Source organism: uncultured Comamonas sp., from assembly GCF_964277875.1.
GTDB classification, from domain to species: domain Bacteria; phylum Pseudomonadota; class Gammaproteobacteria; order Burkholderiales; family Burkholderiaceae_C; genus Comamonas; species Comamonas sediminis.
In genome coordinates this window covers 83,734-100,080 of record NZ_CAXYJV010000008.1, presented here as the reverse complement: position 1 = coordinate 100,080, position 16,347 = coordinate 83,734, and the positions used below count along the sequence as shown (strand labels likewise).

The window sequence follows — 16,347 nt, the reverse complement described above, 5'->3', positions numbered from 1 at the left end:
CGCAAGGCGTCTTTCGCAGTCAATAGCGAGCTATTGACAAGGAAGACAACGCAGCGGATCGCCCGAGCCCGCGTTCAGACCACGGCAGGGAGTTTTGCAGAGGGTCCCCTGGCCCGGCAGGTGTGGGATGGGGGCGGAGGCGGATCAGGCCAGATCGGCAGGCCGGGGCGCGCCATCGCGCATCAGCGCCTCGATCTCATCGGCCTTGACGGGCACGCCGCGCGTGAGCAGCTCGCAACCGCCGTCGGTGATCAGCGCATCATCCTCGATGCGGATGCCGATGTTGTGGAACGCTTCAGGCACGCCGTCGGCCGGGCGCACATAGATACCGGGCTCGATGGTGGTCAGCATGCCGGGGCGCAGGATGCGGCTGGGGCGGTTGAGGATCAGCTCGCCCGAGAGCGGATCGCGCCGCTCGCTGGTGTGGCCGACTTCGCTGGGCTCGATGTAGCTGCCGCAGTCATGCACATCCATGCCCATCCAGTGGCCGGTGCGGTGCATGTAGAACTGGAAATAGCTGCGGTTGTCGATGACATCCTGCACGCTGCCGACCTTGTTCTTGTCGAGCAGGCCCAGATCGAGCATGCCCTGGGCCAGCACGGCGACGGTGGCGTCATGCATGTCGTTGAAGCGCTTGCCAGGCCGGGCCAGCGCAATGGCCGCATCCTGGCTGGCCAGCACCAGATCGTACAGATCGCGCTGCGGGCCGCTGAATCTGCCATTGGCGGGGAAGGTGCGGGTGATGTCGCTGGCATAGCCATCGAGCTCGCAGCCTGCGTCGATCAGCACCAGCTCACCATCGCGGATGGGCGCGGCATCGGCGCGGTAGTGCAGCACGCAGGCATTGGCGCCAGCGGCCACGATGGAGCCATAAGCCGGGTACTGCGAGCCGTATTCGCGGAAGGCCTGCAGCAGCTCGGCATCCAGGTGGTACTCGCGCACATCCCGGCCGGCGCGGAGCATGCGGGCCGAGCGCTGCATCGCCAGAATATGGGCGCGGGCGCTGATAGCCCCGGCGCGGCGCAGGATCGGCACCTCATGCTCGTCCTTGAACAAACGCATTTCGTCGAGCACGGTGCACAGGTCGCACTGCTGCTCGGGCACCAGTGCGCCATAGCGGGTGCGGGCACGCACGCCGTTGAGCCACTGTGCCACCGTGCTCTCCAGCCCCTGGTGGATCGCAAACGGGTACCAGACCACGCTGCGGTTCTCCAGCATCTTGGGCATGCGGGCAGCCTGCTCAGCCACCGAATAGGCTTCCGTCACGCCCAAGGCCGCCACCGCTGCCTCCGGGCCCAGGCGGTAGCCGTCCCAGATCTCGCGCGCCAGGTCCTTGGGCGCGCAAAACAAGGTGGTCTTGCCATCGGCGGTGATCACGAGGCTGGCATGGGGCTCGGTGAAACCGGTCAGGTAGTAGAAATAGCTGTCGTGGCGGTACAGAAAGTCGCTGTCGCGATTGCGCGGATGCTCGGGCGCCGTGGGGATGATGGCGATCCCGCCTTCGCCCAGCTGGCGCGCGACCTGGGCGCGGCGCTCGGCATAGACGGACTGTGCGGGTATGGCTGGGGTGGGGGCAGGTGCGTGCATGGCGCTATCGTACTGCAGAGCATGGCTGCAGCGCCCGAGCTTGCATGGGCGCGGCAAGCCCTTTCGCCGCTTTTTATAATTTCAGCGACTTGGCACATAATGCCGCATGCCCCACCGCTGGAAACCCAACGTCACCGTGGCCGCCGTCATTGAGCGCGATGGCCGATTTTTGCTGGTCGAGGAAGACACCTCGGACGGCATCCGCCTGAACAACCCGGCGGGCCATCTGGACCCGGGCGAATCCCCCATCCAGGCCTGTGTGCGCGAGGTGCTTGAAGAGACGGCCTTCGACTTCAAGCCCTCGGCCCTGCTGGGCATCTACATGAACCGTTTTGTACGGACCAAGAGCGGCGCGGACACCACCTATATGCGCTTTGCGTTCACCGGCACCGTGGGCGCGTTCTATGAAAACCAGCCGCTCGACGAAGGCATACGCCGCACCGTCTGGATGACCGCCGATGAAATGCGCGCTGAGGCCCACCAGATGCGCAGCCCGCTGGTGCTGCAGTCTTTGGACGACTACCTGGCCGGCCAGCGTTTTGCGCTGAACCTGATCTACACCGATGCATCGGTGCTGGTGCAGCCCGATGGCGTGAACCCGCTGGAATAGACCCCGGGAGGCCTCAGGCATCGCACCGGCAGCCTCGGGGGCGGCCCCTGGCCGCTGCGTTCATTGCATGCTGATCTTGCGCTCCTTGACCACCTTGCCCCACTGCTCGTACTCCTTTTTCATGAAGGCGGCAAATGCTGCGCGTGTGGTCGGTTGCGGCGTCAGGCCGTGCACCTTCAACGCCTCGCCCACAGCGGGGTCGTTCAGCACCTTGACAATCTCCGCATTCCAGCGTTCGAGCACCGGCTCGGGCGTCTTGCCCGGCGCCACAAACGCATACCAATTGAGCGCTTCGAAGCCGGGGTAGCCCGCCTCGGCAACGGTGGGGATGTTGGGCATGTACGCGGGCCGCGTCAAGCCGGTGGTCGCCAGCGGAATCAGCTTGCCGGTCTCGATATGGGGAAGCGCTGTCGGCGGAGCCGCAAAGTACGAGGTCACGCGCTCCCCGATCAAGTCTTGCAGCGCGGGAGCGCCTCCTTTGTAAGGGACATGCACCATGTCGACGCCAGCGCGCTGGTTGAACAGCTCGCCCGCCAGGTGCGAGGCTGACCCGGCGCCGGTGGACGCATAGTCCACGCCACCGGCCGTCTTCCGGGCCTTGGCCACGAAACCGGCCAGATCCTTCACCCCAGCGCCCTGGTGCACCACCAGCACATTGGGAAAGTTCACGCCGCCCGAGATCGGCGCCAGGTCCTTGAACGGGTCGTAACCGACTTTCATGATGTGTGGCGCGATCGTCAGCGGGCCCACCGATCCAAACAGCAGCACCGAGCCATCGGCGGGGGCCTTGGCCACAAACTGGTGCGCGATGTTGCCACCGGCGCCGCCCCGGTTGTCCACGACCACCGTCTGGCCGATGTTCTCCGCGAGCTTCTTGGCAATCAGGCGGGCTGCTGAATCTGCCGCACCGCCAGCTGCAAAGCCCACCACCAGGGTGACCGGTTTGCGCGGCGGAAAATCCTGGGCATGGCCGGCGCCCTGCACTGCCACCAGTGCGAGCACCATCGTGCGCAACAGCGCTTGTCGTTTGTTCATCGTGAGTCTCCTGGGTATGGGATTTTTGTCAGTCGGCACCCAGGCCAACAGGGCTGGGCTGCCGCTTTTCGGTGTTGTGGCGCAACAGCGCGGCCGTGCGGAACACGCCATGGGCAAACTTGCCGTAGGGCAGCGTGGCGAACAATGCGATCACCGCGCCCAGGTGCAGGCACAGCAACAGTGCCAAGGCGGGCGTGCCGCGCCCCAGCCACAGCGCCATGCCACTGGAGGCCACCACAAACAGCAGCGCAATGAAGCCAAGGTCCATGGGCTTTTGCCGGGAATCGCCATGCAGCGGGTGACGGCTTCGGTGCAGGCGCCACAGGCCCACCGTGCCCACCATCATGCCCAGCCCGCCCAGCGCACCCAGCACCTTGGGCAGGCTGGGCAGCTCGTAAGGCGCAGGCAGGTCGAAGGCATAGTGGTACACCGTCCCCAGCGCCGTTGCCGCAAAGCACAGCGCAAAGCCGTAGAAGGTGAAATGGTGGAACCGGCGGCGCGCCAGCGTGTAGGCATCGTCTTCGTTGTGGCAGCCCTCGCCATGGCCGCCATCGAGGTACTTGAGGCGCAGCACATCCTGCGTCGCCTCTGCCGCAGCCGGCATACCGACATCCACCCCACTGGTGGCGGGCTTGACCTCCTTCCAAAAGCGGCGCACACCCATGAAGAGCGCCAGCACCACCAGCAGAAACACCGGTGCAAAGATGCCCACCATCAGGCCATGCGGGAACAGGTTGTAGAAGTTGTTGCCCAGCTGCGCATTCCACAGCTGGCCCACGCCGCCCCGCAACGCGATGGCCAAGGCCAGAAACAGGAACAGCCCCAGCACCATCGCCAGCGACAGGGTCAGGCCGTTTCTCTGGTACAGCCGCCCCAGCGCAGGGGGCCAGGCGTAGTCGGCATAGGTCTGGCCCCGTACCTCGGCCATGGCCTGGGGGATGTTGATGGCAAACTCGTGCGGCGGCGCGTACTGGCAGGCATGCAGGCAGGCGCCGCAGTTGTGGCACAGATTGGCCAGGTAATGCGCATCGCCCTTGCCAAACTCCAGACGGCGCGTCATCGCCGGGAACACGGCGCAAAAGCCTTCGCAGTAGCGGCAGGCATTGCAGATCTGCATCACGCGCGCCACCTCTTGCTCTGCGGGCGTCTGCGTGGGCGCAGCGATGATGGGGATGACCTTGCCAGTGGCCAGGGTCTGGGCCTGCTGACCCAGTTCTTGCAGTGATTGGATGCTCATTCAGACCTCGTCATTCACAGCGCCATGCAGCGCGGGCTGGCCGGCAGCGGCCAGTGCAGCATTGCGGCCGGCAATCCGCCCGAAAGCGGTACCAATGGACATGCCCACCCCCGCCGTGTAGCCCTTGCCCAGAACATTGCCCGCCATCATTTCGCCCGCCACGAACAGGTTCTGGCTGGCCTGCCCGCCAAAGCGCACTGCCGCGCTGTCATCGACCTTCAAACCCAGGTAGGTGAAGGTCACGCCCGGGCGCAGTGCATAGCCATAGAACGGGCCGGTATCCAGCGGCCGGGCCCAGTGCGTCTTGGCGGGGCTGATACCTTCGGTGTGGCAGTCGTCCAGCGCCGTATGGTCGAAATGGCCCGCCTTGCAGCTGGCGTTGTAGGCCTGGAGGGTCTGCATGAAGGTCTCCACCGGCAGTCCCAGCTTCTGGGCGAGCTGCGGCAGCGAATCAGCGCGCACGCCCGGAAACACCGGCGGCATGAAGCGGCCGATGGCTTTGCTGTCGATGATGGAATACGCCATCTGGCCAGGCTGCTGCGCCACCAGCCGGCCCCAGATGGCATAGCGCTTGGGCCAGAAATCCTCGCCTTCATCGTAGAAGCGCTGGGCATCGCGGTTGACCACCACGCCCAGCGACACGCAGTCAATGCGCGTGCAGATGCCCCCGTCATACAGCGGTGCACGGGCATCGATGGCCACCATGTGCGCCTGGGTGGGGTCGCCCACGGCATCGGCATGCTGGTCCTGGAGCATGTGCTTGAGCAACACACCCTGGTTGAAGGCCGTGCCACGGATGAGGAAGTTGTCGGCAGGCCATTCGCCACGGGCGTTCTGGCCCCAGGCCTCGCGCAGCCACTCCCGGTTCGACTCAAAGCCGCCGGCCGCCAGCACGCAGCTTTTGGCAGTGATGCGCTCGCCCTTGCACCAGGCGGCCTGGAAGCGGCCGTTGGCGATCTCCAGCCGGTCCACCGGTGACTCATAGCGCACGTCCACGCCCATCGCCTGCGCACTGCGGTAGTAGGCATTGACCAGAGCCTTGCCGCCACCCATGAAAAACGCGTTGGTGCGCGCCACATGCAGCGCGCCTGACAACGGAGGCTGAAAATGCACGCCATGCCGGCGCATCCAGCTGCGGCAGGTCGAAGAGGCGCGGATCACCAGGCGGGCCAGCTGCTCATCGGTGATGCCGGCAGTGACCTTGAGCAGGTCTTGCCAGTACTCCTCCTCCGGATAGGCATCGACCAGCACATCCTGCGGGGCGTTGTGCATGCAGCGGAGATTGCGGGTGTGGCCGGAGTTGCCGCCGCGCCATGCGCGTGGTGCCGCTTCCAGCAGCAGCACGCGGCTGCCCGCTTCACGGGCCATGAGGGCGGCGCACAGCGCGGCATTGCCGCCACCGATGACGAGCACATCGGTGTCAAAGGCTTCAGTATTCATGAGGGGTTGCCACAAGGCGTTCCTGGTGGCGGTTCAACGTGGGAAGGGCCCGTCCTGGTCGTGGCGCTGCATCACAAGGGACGCGGCCCCAGCACCCTGAGCGGCGAGTGTTCCTCCCACTGTAGACAACCGGTCCGCGCCGGTGCAGCCGTCCCAGCGCATGGGGGTATCACGGTTTGTGATGTGGCCGGGCGCTGCCCGCGTTCAGGCCGCGAGCGAGGCGCCCAGCCATTGGCCCGACTCCACCAGCCGTCTGGCGCAATCGACCAGCACCACACGCGCGGCGAGCGCCGCGGGCGACAGCTCATCATCCGACAGGCTGCACAGCGCCGCCTTGCGGCGCACCGAATCGTCTGCAATCTGCGACCACTGAAAACGCGCCTCCGCATCGCGGTACATGCCGACGGCCGACCAGGGCTGGACGGTCGCACCCATGCCTGCGTCCACCGCCTCCATCAACAGCGGCAGCGAATCGATTTCCATCGCCATCTGCGATTGGAAACCCGCACTGGTGAACGAGGCCATCACCGAGCTGCGCAGCCCATGGCTGCCCGAGGGCAGGATCAGCGGCACCTGTTGCAGCTGCGCCAGAGTGACCGGCGCGCCATGGCGGATCTTGGGTGCAACAGGGCACTGGCGGGACTGGATCAGAAAGAGCTGCTCTTCGAGCAGCGGCGTCACCCGCCAGCGGCGTGCGCTCTGCGTGTCGAACAGAATGGCAATGTCCATCTGCCGGGCGTTGAGCAGACTGGTCAGGTGGCCGGACAGCGCCGAGACCATGTGCAGCCGCACATCGGGGTAGCGCTCGCGCATGGCCCGCAGCAGCGGCAGGCCCAGCACGTTGGCGATCGTCGGAGACAGGCCCATGCTGACAGCGCCCGACAGCCGCGCCTGCTGGGCCGCATGGATGGCCTGGTCGGCATGGCGCAGGCTGAGCTGGGCTTCATGGAAAAACGCCAGGCCCGCCTCGGTCGGGATGACACCGCGTGAGGTGCGCTGGAGCAAACGGGTAGAGAGCTCGGACTCCAGGCGGCTGACCTGCTGGCTCAGGGCCGACTGCACCATGTCCAGATCCAGCGCGGCGCGGCTCATCGAGCCCAGTTCAACGATGCGTACAAAGTAGCGCAGCTGGCGCAGTTCCATGGTGGGGTTCCTTCCGAAGTCGCAGCCGCGAGCGCGTGCAGATGCGCGCATCCTCGCACAGATTGGAGCCCCGCCGGCGCCTGGCGCCAACGCGATTGCGCAGCGCGGGCAAGCATGGCATTGTCCCTGGACCATAACGAGGAGACATACCATGCCCCACCACGACCCCCGTCGTTTTGCCACGCGCCTGGCGCTGCCACTGGCCGCTGCGCTGCTTGCCGCCGGTTGCAGCTCCCTGGGTACACCGCCCACCAGCCAGCACAGCGCCAGGATTGCCGGGCTGGAAAAGCCGGCCGAGGTGCTGGTCGACCAGTGGGGCGTGCCGCACATCTACGCCGGCACCACCTATGACGCTTTTGTCGTGCAAGGCTACATGGCGGCGCGCGACCGGCTCTGGCAGATGGACTTGTGGCGCAAGCGCGGACTGGGCCAGATGGCCCAGGACTTTGGGCCGGCCTGGGTCGAGAGCGACAAGGCGGCGCGCGCGGTGCTGTTCCGTGGCGACATGTACCGCGAATGGCTGGCCTATGGCTCGGACTCCAAACGCGTCGCCGAAGCCTTTGTGGCCGGGGTCAACGCCTTTGTCGCCCAGACGAAGGCCGACCCCAGCCTGCTGCCCGAAGAGTTCAGGCTGCTGGGCTACCAGCCGGCCCGATGGGCTGCGGAAGACACGGTGCGCATCCGCCACCATGGCCTGACCCTGAACTTCACTGGTGAGGTGGACCGCGCCCAGGCCTTTTGCGAGGGCAAGCAGAACGGCGCCCGGGTGGACTGGCTGCGCCGCGAGCTGGTGCCCGATGTGAAGCCGCAGATCCCCGAGGGGCTGGATGTCTGCGGCCTGCCTGGCAAGGAGCTCAAGCGCGCCTATGCGCTGGCCACTGCCAGCCCGCGCTTTACCAAGGACAACGTCAAGGTGTCGGCCCAGGACATGGCACCCGAGCAGTTGCTGGCGCTGTCCGAATCCACCTTGAACCAGCCCGATGCGAATACCTTGGCCAGCTACGGCAGCAACAACTGGACGATCGCACCGGGCATGACCACCACCGGCCGCCCGATTCTGGCCAATGACCCGCACCGCGCCCATGGCGCGCCCAGCCTGCGCTATATCTCGCACATCTCCGCGCCTGGCATGGATGTGATCGGTGCTGGCGAGCCGTTTTTGCCTGGCATCTCCATCGGCCACAACGGCCGCATCGCCTTTGGCCTGACGCGCTTCTACATGGACCAGGAGGACCTGTATGTCTACGAAACCAACCCGCAGAACAGCAAGGAATACAGGTACCAGGGCCGCTGGGAGCCGATGACCCGGGTGACGGAGAGTATTGCCGTCAAGGGCGCCGCCCAGCCCGTCATCGTCGAGAACTGGTACACCCGCCACGGCCCGGTGCTGGCCGCCGAGGGCAACAAGGCCTATGCGCTGCGCGCCGCCTGGCTGGATTTGGGCATGGCGCCCTACTTCGGCTCGATGGACTATATGCGTGCGCAGGATTTCGACCAGTTCCGCGCCGCGATGAACCGCTGGGGCGCACCGGGCGAGAACCAGGTCTATGCCGACAGCAGTGGCAACATTGGCTGGATTCCGGGCGGGCTCACCCCCATCCGCCCCAACTGGGATGGGCTGACACCGGTGCCCGGTGACGGCCGCTATGAATGGTCGGGCTACCGCAACGGCGACGAGCTGCCCTGGGAGTTCAACCCGCAGCGCGGCTATGTCGTGACGGCCAACGAAAACAATGTGCCGCCCACCCACCCGCTCTACCAAAAGGGCATTGGCTACGAATGGTCCGATTCGGCCCGCGCGCAGCGCCTGCATGGCCTGTTTGAAAAGGCCGCCAAGGACGGCAAGAAGCTCAGCGTCGCAGACTCCGAAGCCTGGCAGACCGACATCGTCGCCGTACCGGCCCAGCGCCTGCTGAAGCTGCTGGCACCGCTGCAAAGCAGCGATGCACAGACTGCCCAGGGCCTGGCACTGCTGCAAGCCTGGGACGGCACGATGGCCAAGGACAGCGCAGCCGCCGCGCTCTACGAAGTCTGGAGCAATGCCACCCTGAAGAAAGCGCTGACCGACAAGGTGCTGGCCGCCAACGAGCGCAGCTTTGCCAAAGAGACCAGCGCCACCCGCATGATTGCGGTGCTGGAAAGCCCGCAGGGCTGGATGAGCGAGGCCGAGCGCGACCAGGTGCTGCTCTCGTCCATTGCACCGGCGATGCAGTGGCTGCAGACCAAGCTGGGGGCCGATGCCAGGAGCTGGACCTGGGGCAGCCTGCACCAGGCGATCTTTGTGCACCCGCTCGCCGGTGTGGTGGACAGTGCCACCCAGCAAAGGCTCAATGTCGGCGTCGGCGGCATCGGCGGCTCCTGGGCTACGCCGATGGCCACCAGCTACAACGTGGACACCTACCAGCTGACCTCTGGCGCATCCTTCCGCATGGTGGTGGACGTGGGCAACTGGGACGCCTCGCGCGTGGTCAACACGCCAGGCCAATCGGGCAACCCCGCCAGCCCGCATTACCGCGACCTGGCCAACACCTGGGCCGCAGGCCAGTACTTTCCGCTGGCCTACTCGCGCAGTGCGGTGGAAAAAGCCACCCGCGAGCGCATTGCGTTGACACCGCAGTAAGCCACGGCGGCGCGGCAGCCCGCAAGGCGATGCAGGCCATCGTCGGATCGCCTGCATCGCCCTCTGCCCCCACAGGTCTGCGGGGGTGTGGGGCAGGTGCTTACAGCAGGGCCAACCGCAGACCTTCTGCCGAGAGCCCATAGGCCTGCATGAACACCTCATAGCGCGCATGCGTACGGGTGTCCTCGAGGGTCTCCATCCCCACGCTGTGCAGGTTGCCTTGCAGCCGCTGGCCTTCACGCAAGGGCTGGTTGCCCCATTGTTCGGCCAGCGCGTAGCTGCCATCGGCCAGCTGCAGGCCGATGAGGCCGGTCTGCGGCTGGTAGACCAAGATCTGTGCTTGCTCCATGGCGGGACTCCTTCGCAGTGGCAACCGGGTGGGCTAGGGCAACGGCGCCTTACTGGCCGCCCTTGGCGCGCGCATAGCTGTTCATCAGATTGCGGTAATCCGGAATGTGGTTGCTGAACAGGGTGCCCAGGCCTTCGACATCATTGCGCCAGTCGCGGTGCAGCTCACAGGCCACGCCGAACCAGGTCATCAGCTGCGCGCCTGCCGCCTCCATGCGGCGCCAGGCCGAATCGCGGGTGACTTCGTTGAAGGTGCCCGAGGCATCGGTCACCACGAACACGTCAAAGCCCTCTGCAATCGCCGCCAGAGCCGGGAAAGCCACGCAGACCTCGGTCACCACACCGGCAATGATCAGCTGCTTTTTGCCGGTGGCCTTGACGGCCTTGACGAAGTCCTCGTTGTCCCAGGCGTTGATCTGGCCGGGGCGGGCGATGAACGGTGCACGGGGATGGGCCTGGACCAGCTCAGGTACCAGCGGGCCATTGGGCCCATCTTCAAAGCTGGTGGTCAGAATCGTGGGTAGCTGGAAATAATTGGCCAGATCACTCAGCGCCAGCACATTGTTCTTGAACTTGTCGGGGTCGATGTCGCGCACCAGCGAGAGCAGACCGGTCTGGTGGTCCACCAGCAGCACGGCAGCATTGTCTTTGTCGAGGCGAACATAGGGCTTGGAGGTCATGGTCGTTCCTTTTCTGAAGCGCTGGCGGGACGGGCCCACCGCAAGCGTCTGCAACGAGGATTCGTGCTTAACGCCTGGAACGAATATTAGCGATGGAACGATCAACGATAAATCACTGAAATTCGCATTCATCGTTCAAAAAAATGAACGATTAGCATGGCTTGGCGCATAGCCCTTGCACAGCGGCCGCCCGCTGCCCAGCGGATAATTGCGCCCATGGTTAAACAGCGCATCGTAGTGGGGCTGAGTGGCGGCGTGGATTCGGCCGTCACCGCGTATTTGCTCAAAAAGCAGGGGCACGAGGTCGTCGGCATCTTCATGAAGAACTGGGAAGATGATGACGACAGCGAGTACTGCTCGTCCAACATCGACTTTGTCGATGCCGCAGCCGTGGCCGACGTGGTGGGCATCGAGCTGGAACACGTCAACTTTGCGGCCGACTACAAGGACCGGGTGTTTGCCGAGTTTCTGCGCGAATACCAGGCCGGCCGCACACCCAACCCGGATGTGCTGTGCAATGCCGAGATCAAGTTCAAGGCCTTTTTGGACCATGCCATGCGGCTGGGCGCCGAAAAGATTGCCACCGGCCACTACGCCCGCGTGCGCCAGAACCCCGGCACCCAGCTGTTCGAGCTGCTCAAGGGCCTGGACCCGGCCAAGGACCAGAGCTATTTTCTGCACCGCCTGAACCAGGCCCAGCTATCCAGATCGCTGTTCCCGGTCGGTGAGCTGAAGAAGACCGAGGTGCGCCGCATTGCCGAGGAAATCGGCCTGCCCAATGCCAAGAAGAAGGACTCCACCGGTATCTGCTTCATCGGCGAGCGCCCTTTCCGCGATTTTCTCAACCGCTACATCAGCCAGGAACCGGGTCCGATCCTCGACGACCGCAACCGCAAGCTGGGCAAGCATGTCGGCCTGTCGTTCTACACCTTGGGCCAGCGCTCGGGCCTGGGCATTGGGGGCGTGAAGGAAAAAGGCGCTGCCCGTGGCGCAGGCGAGCATGCGCCGTGGTTTGTGGCCCGCAAGGAGCTGGACAAGAACATCCTGCGCGTGGTGCAAGGCCATGACCACCCCTGGCTGCTGTCGCAGGCACTGGACGCCGACAACACCAGCTGGGTCGCCGGCCACCCGCCCGCTGCCGGCACCTATGGCTCCAAAACCCGCTACCGCCAGCCCGATTCGCCCGCGATCATTGGTGCCGATACGACGCCCGCGCAGTTCCACCTCGACTTCCCCGAGGCGCAATGGGCAGTGACGCCGGGCCAGTCCGCCGTGCTGTATGACGGCGAGGTCTGCCTGGGCGGCGGCATCATTGCCAGCGTGGCGCCTTCAACGGCCGCTTAAAAATCCAGCAGCTCAGGCGGGTGCGGCAGGCGCCTGCGCAGCGCCCGGCAGCTCATCGCGCAAGATCCAGGCGGCCTCCTGCGTGCAGGCATGTTCGGGGTAGCGGATCTTCATGCGCATGAACACGCGCACGGCCTGGTCGGGCTTGTTGGCGCCCTGCTTGAGCACGCGCACCGTCAGCTCCAGCGCCTGGGGCACCAGATCGCTGCCGGCATAGCTTTTCTCGAAACCATGGAGCAAGGCCAAGGTGTGCGGCAGTTGCATGCGCTTCCAGGCCATCTGTGCCAGTGCCAAGGCATGGCTGGCTTCGTTCAGCCGAAAGGCTTTGTCGCGCTTGTAGCAACTGCCCCAGACCTCTAGCGCATCGGCACTGCGCTGCTTGCGCAGCAGCAGCGCAACATAGCTTTGCGCATGGCGCGCCAGCTCGTCGCCCTTGTCGCTGAGCTTGAGCACGCGGTGGTAGCGGCGCTGGTCGGCCAGGCTGTCCGGTTCGCTGCGCTGCCATTCACGGGCTTCAGCCAGGGCGGCGTTCATGTCGCCGCTTTGCACCAGCTGGGCCACCTGGGCATCGCGGCGCTGGGCCAGCGCGGTCTGCGGGTCCACCACCGGCGCGCCGGCTTCGGCCTGCGGCGCCTTGTCCGGCGTGATGCCCAGCGCCGCATGGTTCTGGTACATCACATAGCCGATCATCGCGGCAATCACGCCGTTGAAATAGATCACGACAAAGGCCAGCAAAGGCGCCAGCAGCGCCTGGGGCACCACCGTGACCAACAGCGCAAAGGCCATCGGCACGCCCTGCATCAGCAGGAACAGAAACAGGCACAGCAGGCCATAGGGCAGACCGATGGCACCCATGGTGCCAAGCAGCAGGAAGGGGTTGATGGCCGCACGCAGGCTGCCGCTGGTGATCAGCACCATCAACGTGGCGGGGATCAGAAAGGACGAGAGCAGATCGCCCAGCGCCGCCAGCCCCGGGCTGACCCGGGCGAGCATGCCGATCAGAAAGCCATGCACCAGCAACACGCCAAAGAACTTCCAGGGCAGCACCTTGAGGTCGGCATCGCAGGGGTAGTCGTCGTAGTCGTTGCTGTCGAGTACGCCATGCGAGGCATAGGCCGCGATCTTGAACGCATGCCGGCTGATCGCCAGCAGCAGGCCCACCGCCACGACCAGGCCGATCAGCAGGCCCCACATCAGCATATAGGCGCAGAGCGACAGCACCAGCGCATACAGCAAGGGCTTGCGCTGCAATGGGAACAGGAAAAAGCTGTTGAGCTTGCGCCAGAACGGCTCAATCACCCATTGGGCGCTGTCAACCTCGTCGTCTTGCTGTGGAGAACGCAATGGGCCCATGGCCAGCCTTTCTGTCTGCAGCCCCCGCTGGCGCAGCATGGGAGCGATCATAAGGCATGGCTTCACGAAAACTTTACATGGCGCTGACGCTTAGAGGCGCTCGGCCAGCGTTCAGGTGCCCGCCTGGCTGAGCCAGCGCGTCACCGGTTCCTGCGGCGCGGCGCGCTGCAGCGCTGGCAGCCAGCGCCGGGCGTCATCCAGCCGGCCGGCCTTGGCCAGGCCATTGGCCACCAGGGCCAGGGTCGCGGGCCAGTGCGGGTGGTCGGCGGCGTGCTCCAGCTGCTGGCAGATCTTCTGGGCATCGTCCCATTCGCCCAGGCGGACAAAGCTGCGCGCCAGCGCATGCAGGCTGTTGTCGCTGATGCGCGGGGCGGGCCGGGCGCGGTTCACATAGGTTTGCCAGCTGTGGTGCTGGAGCCGGCGCAGCGCCTCGGTGTTGGCTGGCAGCTTGAAGATGGCGCGGGCCGCGCGGTGGAAATCCTCGCTGCCCGGCGCATGGCGGGCGCTTTCAAACCAGGCGCGCAAGATGGCCGCATCGGCCGGCGCCAGCTTGGCCGCCTGGCGCCAGGCGGGGGCAGCCAGCTCGAAGGCCAGCGCATCGGTGTGCTTTTGCGCGCGTTGCACGGCGGCGGCCAGTGCGGCGCTCTGGGCCTGGGCCTGCTGCTTGTCACGGGCGGCCACCTCGACCACCGACTCCTTGCGCCGCAGCTGCAGGTACAAGGCCATCAGCAGGCCGCCGGCCAGCAGGCCGCCAAAGTGCGCCATATAGGCCACGCCCTGCTGCCCCAGAAAATGCTGGGCCAGCTCAAAGCCCATCCACACCGGCAGCACCACCAGCGCGGGCCAGGTGGCGTAGTTGAAGTAGAAGGCCAGCATGTAGAAAAAACGGATGCGGCGCATGCGGTAGAGCACCACATACATGGCCATCAGCCCGGCAATCGCGCCCGACGCGCCCAGCCCATAGCTGCCAGAGCCGGCATAGAACAGACCGGCAAACAGCGAGGCGCTGACACCGGCGGCCAGGTAGAAGCACAGGTAGAGCCCGGCACCCAGCGCCATCTCCAACGTAAAACCGAACAGAAACAAAAACACCATATTGCCCAGCAGGTGGCTGGTGCTGCCGTGCAAAAAGGTGGAGGTCAGCGCCTGCAGGGGCTGCAGGCCGGCACCGGCTTCATAGCTCATCGCCCAGCGGGCGGTGAAGGGAGCGGGCTCCAGCGGTGCAAAGCGGGCGCGGGCGGCCTGCCATTCGGCATGCAGCGGATCGCCTGCCTGGATCACCTCGCCGGCCAGCAGCTGGCGGCGAAAACGGCCTTCCTGCTGCATCAGCAGGTAGATCTGGCCGTAGTCCTGTTTTTTTTGCAGGCCCTGCACCATGCGCACCATCTGCGGTTGGATGCGGCTGTCCGGGTTGCGGCTTTGTGCGTCGAGGTACTTCACAAAGGCCGGCACCTCGATCGCCGGCAGCGCCGTATGCGCATAGGTTTTGGAGGCCCGCTCTGCCGCCCGCTCCTCACCCCCTTGCCAGACCCAGAATACCAGGCAGTTGATCGCAATCAGCAGCACCGTCATCCAGGGCGGCGACTGCCAGGAGGGCTTGTTTTCCAGCGGGATGGCGATGAACATGGCGCCTATTGTGCAGTGGCCCTGCGGCGGCAGGCTGCCGCGCCGGGCACAGCCGGCCGCAGTGTTGGATTTTTGCGTTAGCCCATAGCGCAGATGCGGTGCAACGCCGGCTTGGCCACGCGCACATAGTCCTGGGCATTGAGCACCATCGAGCGGTCCAGCCGCCCGGCATTGAACGCGATGTCGGCATGGCGCTCCACCAGGTCCGGGTCCACCACCAGGGCTACCTGCGGGCCCGGGCTGAACGGTGGAATGGCGCCGATCACGCAGCCGGTCCGCTCGGTGGCTTCTTCCGCGCTGGCCATCGTCATCTTGGGCAGGCCCAGCGCGGCCGCCAGCAGGCGAAAGTCCAGCTTCTGGTCGCCCGGCAGCACCGCCAGTACCCAATGCTCGGCATTGCGGGTCTTGCACAGCATGGCCTTGGCACCCTGGCCCGGCGTGGTGCCCCGGATGCGCGCCACCTCGTCCGATTTGCCCTCGGCCGGGTGGCTCAGCACCCGAAAGCGGGCGCCCTCGCCTTCCAGCAACTGCTGCAGCTGCTCAAACACGCTCATCGCTGCACTCCCGGCGCCACCACCGCGCCTTGCACCTGGTGCTGTGCCAGCGCCTGGGCCACAAAGCCGCTGGCCTTGGCCTCTTCAACAAACGCGGCCAGCCATTGGAGGGCGGCGTCGCCCCGGTCCCTGGGCAGGCCCATGGCCTGCTGGATCAGCATGAAATGCCCGGGCAGCATGCGCAGACCCGGGTGGCTGGCGACCGCAGCTTCCAGCTGCACCTTGACGCCCGCAGCCACATCGCCCCGGGGTTGCAGATAGACATCGACCACCGCCGGCGAGGTGGGCGCCCGCAGGATGCGGGCGTGTTTCAGCGCCCGGCTCAGGTACAGGTCATAGGCACTGCCCTGGCCCACCACCACTTCGTGCGCCGCCACATCCACCTGCGCGTTGTCGGTCAGCGCCGAATCGCTGCGCACCATGTAGGCGCCCTCGATCAGCACATAGGGCGCAGAAAAACCAATGCCCGCGCCGCGCACCGGGTCCACCGCAAAAAAGCCGACATCGGCCTGGCCCTGGGTGACCGCATCGACCGAATGGGCAGCGGCCTCAAACAGCTGCAGATCCAGCGGCAGCCCCAGCTGGGCCGCCATGCGCGCCGCCAGATCGACGGAAACGCCTGCGGCCGAGCCATCGGCCCGTTTGTGCGCCAGCACAGGATTGCCTACATTGATGGCCGCGCGCAGGCGGCCCCTGGGGGCGATGAGGGAAGCGATATCGGTGGTCTCTGTCATGGACGCTTTCGGACAAGGTGGAACAAAGGGCGTCGC

14 protein-coding genes are annotated in these 16,347 nt (G+C 65.7%); 3 read left to right on the top strand and 11 right to left on the bottom strand.

What is annotated here, in order from left to right; all coding sequences use genetic code 11:
- Nucleotides 1-144 precede the first annotated feature (144 nt).
- On the bottom strand, nt 145-1,587 hold the full coding sequence (locus ACHWUQ_RS03950; RefSeq protein WP_394680403.1) for an aminopeptidase P N-terminal domain-containing protein: 1,443 nt from the start codon (nt 1,585-1,587) through the stop codon (nt 145-147).
- A gap of 106 nt (nt 1,588-1,693) precedes the next feature.
- Here ACHWUQ_RS03950 and ACHWUQ_RS03945 point away from each other — a divergent pair, with 106 nt between their 5' ends.
- Nucleotides 1,694-2,197, top strand: coding sequence for an NUDIX hydrolase (locus ACHWUQ_RS03945; RefSeq protein WP_239809782.1), 504 nt, complete (start codon nt 1,694-1,696; stop codon nt 2,195-2,197).
- 60 nt (nt 2,198-2,257) lie between these two features.
- On the opposite strand, the gene ACHWUQ_RS03940 is transcribed toward ACHWUQ_RS03945, so the two are convergent.
- The 4 genes from ACHWUQ_RS03940 to ACHWUQ_RS03925 form a co-directional block, all read right to left on the bottom strand.
- Nucleotides 2,258-3,232: a Bug family tripartite tricarboxylate transporter substrate binding protein gene (locus tag ACHWUQ_RS03940; protein ID WP_394680402.1), complete on the bottom strand. Its 975-nt coding sequence runs from the start codon at nt 3,230-3,232 to the stop codon at nt 2,258-2,260.
- Between the two features lie 28 nt (nt 3,233-3,260).
- The gene (gene tcuB, locus ACHWUQ_RS03935; RefSeq protein WP_394680401.1) at nt 3,261-4,469 is read right to left on the bottom strand and encodes a tricarballylate utilization 4Fe-4S protein TcuB; all 1,209 of its coding nucleotides are present in this window, start codon (nt 4,467-4,469) and stop codon (nt 3,261-3,263) included.
- Nucleotides 4,470-5,909: an FAD-dependent tricarballylate dehydrogenase TcuA gene (gene tcuA / locus ACHWUQ_RS03930; protein WP_394680400.1), complete on the bottom strand. Its 1,440-nt coding sequence runs from the start codon at nt 5,907-5,909 to the stop codon at nt 4,470-4,472.
- 204 nt (nt 5,910-6,113) lie between these two features.
- Nucleotides 6,114-7,052 carry a LysR substrate-binding domain-containing protein gene (locus tag ACHWUQ_RS03925; protein WP_313335144.1) on the bottom strand — a complete coding sequence of 313 codons (939 nt, stop codon included), beginning with the start codon at nt 7,050-7,052 and terminating at the stop codon, nt 6,114-6,116.
- A 151-nt stretch (nt 7,053-7,203) separates the two neighbouring features.
- On the opposite strand from ACHWUQ_RS03925, the gene ACHWUQ_RS03920 reads away from it, so the two are divergent.
- Nucleotides 7,204-9,672, top strand: coding sequence for a penicillin acylase family protein (locus ACHWUQ_RS03920; protein ID WP_394680399.1), 2,469 nt, complete (start codon nt 7,204-7,206; stop codon nt 9,670-9,672).
- A 100-nt stretch (nt 9,673-9,772) separates the two neighbouring features.
- Here ACHWUQ_RS03920 and ACHWUQ_RS03915 read toward each other — a convergent pair whose 3' ends face one another.
- Nucleotides 9,773-10,021, bottom strand: a complete 249-nt coding sequence (locus tag ACHWUQ_RS03915) for a hypothetical protein (RefSeq protein ID WP_239809787.1) — start codon at nt 10,019-10,021, stop codon at nt 9,773-9,775.
- Nucleotides 10,022-10,070: 49 nt separating this feature from the next.
- Entirely contained in the window at nt 10,071-10,700 is a 630-nt protein-coding gene (gene ycaC / locus ACHWUQ_RS03910; RefSeq protein WP_239809788.1) for an isochorismate family cysteine hydrolase YcaC, read from the bottom strand.
- Between the two features lie 216 nt (nt 10,701-10,916).
- Between ycaC and mnmA the strand changes: the two genes are divergently transcribed.
- Nucleotides 10,917-12,044 (top strand): tRNA 2-thiouridine(34) synthase MnmA, encoded by a 1,128-nt coding sequence (gene mnmA / locus ACHWUQ_RS03905; RefSeq protein WP_312450804.1) that lies wholly within the window; start codon nt 10,917-10,919, stop codon nt 12,042-12,044.
- Nucleotides 12,045-12,056: 12 nt separating this feature from the next.
- Here the strand turns inward: mnmA and ACHWUQ_RS03900 are convergent, their stop codons facing one another.
- From ACHWUQ_RS03900 to ACHWUQ_RS03885, 4 genes are all read right to left on the bottom strand, one after another.
- Nucleotides 12,057-13,397: a hypothetical protein gene (locus tag ACHWUQ_RS03900; protein WP_313335150.1), complete on the bottom strand. Its 1,341-nt coding sequence runs from the start codon at nt 13,395-13,397 to the stop codon at nt 12,057-12,059.
- Between the two features lie 111 nt (nt 13,398-13,508).
- On the bottom strand, nt 13,509-15,023 hold the full coding sequence (locus ACHWUQ_RS03895; protein WP_394680398.1) for a rhomboid family intramembrane serine protease: 1,515 nt from the start codon (nt 15,021-15,023) through the stop codon (nt 13,509-13,511).
- Nucleotides 15,024-15,100: 77 nt separating this feature from the next.
- Nucleotides 15,101-15,577 carry a YbaK/prolyl-tRNA synthetase associated domain-containing protein gene (locus ACHWUQ_RS03890; RefSeq protein ID WP_313333725.1) on the bottom strand — a complete coding sequence of 159 codons (477 nt, stop codon included), beginning with the start codon at nt 15,575-15,577 and terminating at the stop codon, nt 15,101-15,103.
- Nucleotides 15,574-16,311, bottom strand: a complete 738-nt coding sequence (locus tag ACHWUQ_RS03885) for a transporter substrate-binding domain-containing protein (RefSeq protein WP_373449108.1) — start codon at nt 16,309-16,311, stop codon at nt 15,574-15,576. Before ACHWUQ_RS03885 ends, ACHWUQ_RS03890 begins: the two co-directional genes overlap by 4 nt.
- Between the last annotated feature and the right edge of the window lie 36 nt (nt 16,312-16,347).

Coding starts and splice junctions, on each gene's coding strand:
- ACHWUQ_RS03900 (WP_313335150.1), bottom strand. CDS start 13,397: ATGGGCCCATTGCGTTCTCCACAGCAAGACGACGAGGTTGACAGCGCC.
- tcuB (WP_394680401.1), bottom strand. CDS start 4,469: ATGAGCATCCAATCACTGCAAGAACTGGGTCAGCAGGCCCAGACCCTG.
- tcuA (WP_394680400.1), bottom strand. CDS start 5,909: ATGAATACTGAAGCCTTTGACACCGATGTGCTCGTCATCGGTGGCGGC.
- ACHWUQ_RS03890 (WP_313333725.1), bottom strand. CDS start 15,577: ATGAGCGTGTTTGAGCAGCTGCAGCAGTTGCTGGAAGGCGAGGGCGCC.
- ACHWUQ_RS03920 (WP_394680399.1), top strand. CDS start 7,204: ATGCCCCACCACGACCCCCGTCGTTTTGCCACGCGCCTGGCGCTGCCA.
- ACHWUQ_RS03885 (WP_373449108.1), bottom strand. CDS start 16,311: ATGACAGAGACCACCGATATCGCTTCCCTCATCGCCCCCAGGGGCCGC.
- ycaC (WP_239809788.1), bottom strand. CDS start 10,700: ATGACCTCCAAGCCCTATGTTCGCCTCGACAAAGACAATGCTGCCGTG.
- mnmA (WP_312450804.1), top strand. CDS start 10,917: ATGGTTAAACAGCGCATCGTAGTGGGGCTGAGTGGCGGCGTGGATTCG.
- ACHWUQ_RS03895 (WP_394680398.1), bottom strand. CDS start 15,023: ATGTTCATCGCCATCCCGCTGGAAAACAAGCCCTCCTGGCAGTCGCCG.
- ACHWUQ_RS03915 (WP_239809787.1), bottom strand. CDS start 10,021: ATGGAGCAAGCACAGATCTTGGTCTACCAGCCGCAGACCGGCCTCATC.
- ACHWUQ_RS03925 (WP_313335144.1), bottom strand. CDS start 7,052: ATGGAACTGCGCCAGCTGCGCTACTTTGTACGCATCGTTGAACTGGGC.
- ACHWUQ_RS03940 (WP_394680402.1), bottom strand. CDS start 3,232: ATGAACAAACGACAAGCGCTGTTGCGCACGATGGTGCTCGCACTGGTG.
- ACHWUQ_RS03945 (WP_239809782.1), top strand. CDS start 1,694: ATGCCCCACCGCTGGAAACCCAACGTCACCGTGGCCGCCGTCATTGAG.
- ACHWUQ_RS03950 (WP_394680403.1), bottom strand. CDS start 1,587: ATGCACGCACCTGCCCCCACCCCAGCCATACCCGCACAGTCCGTCTAT.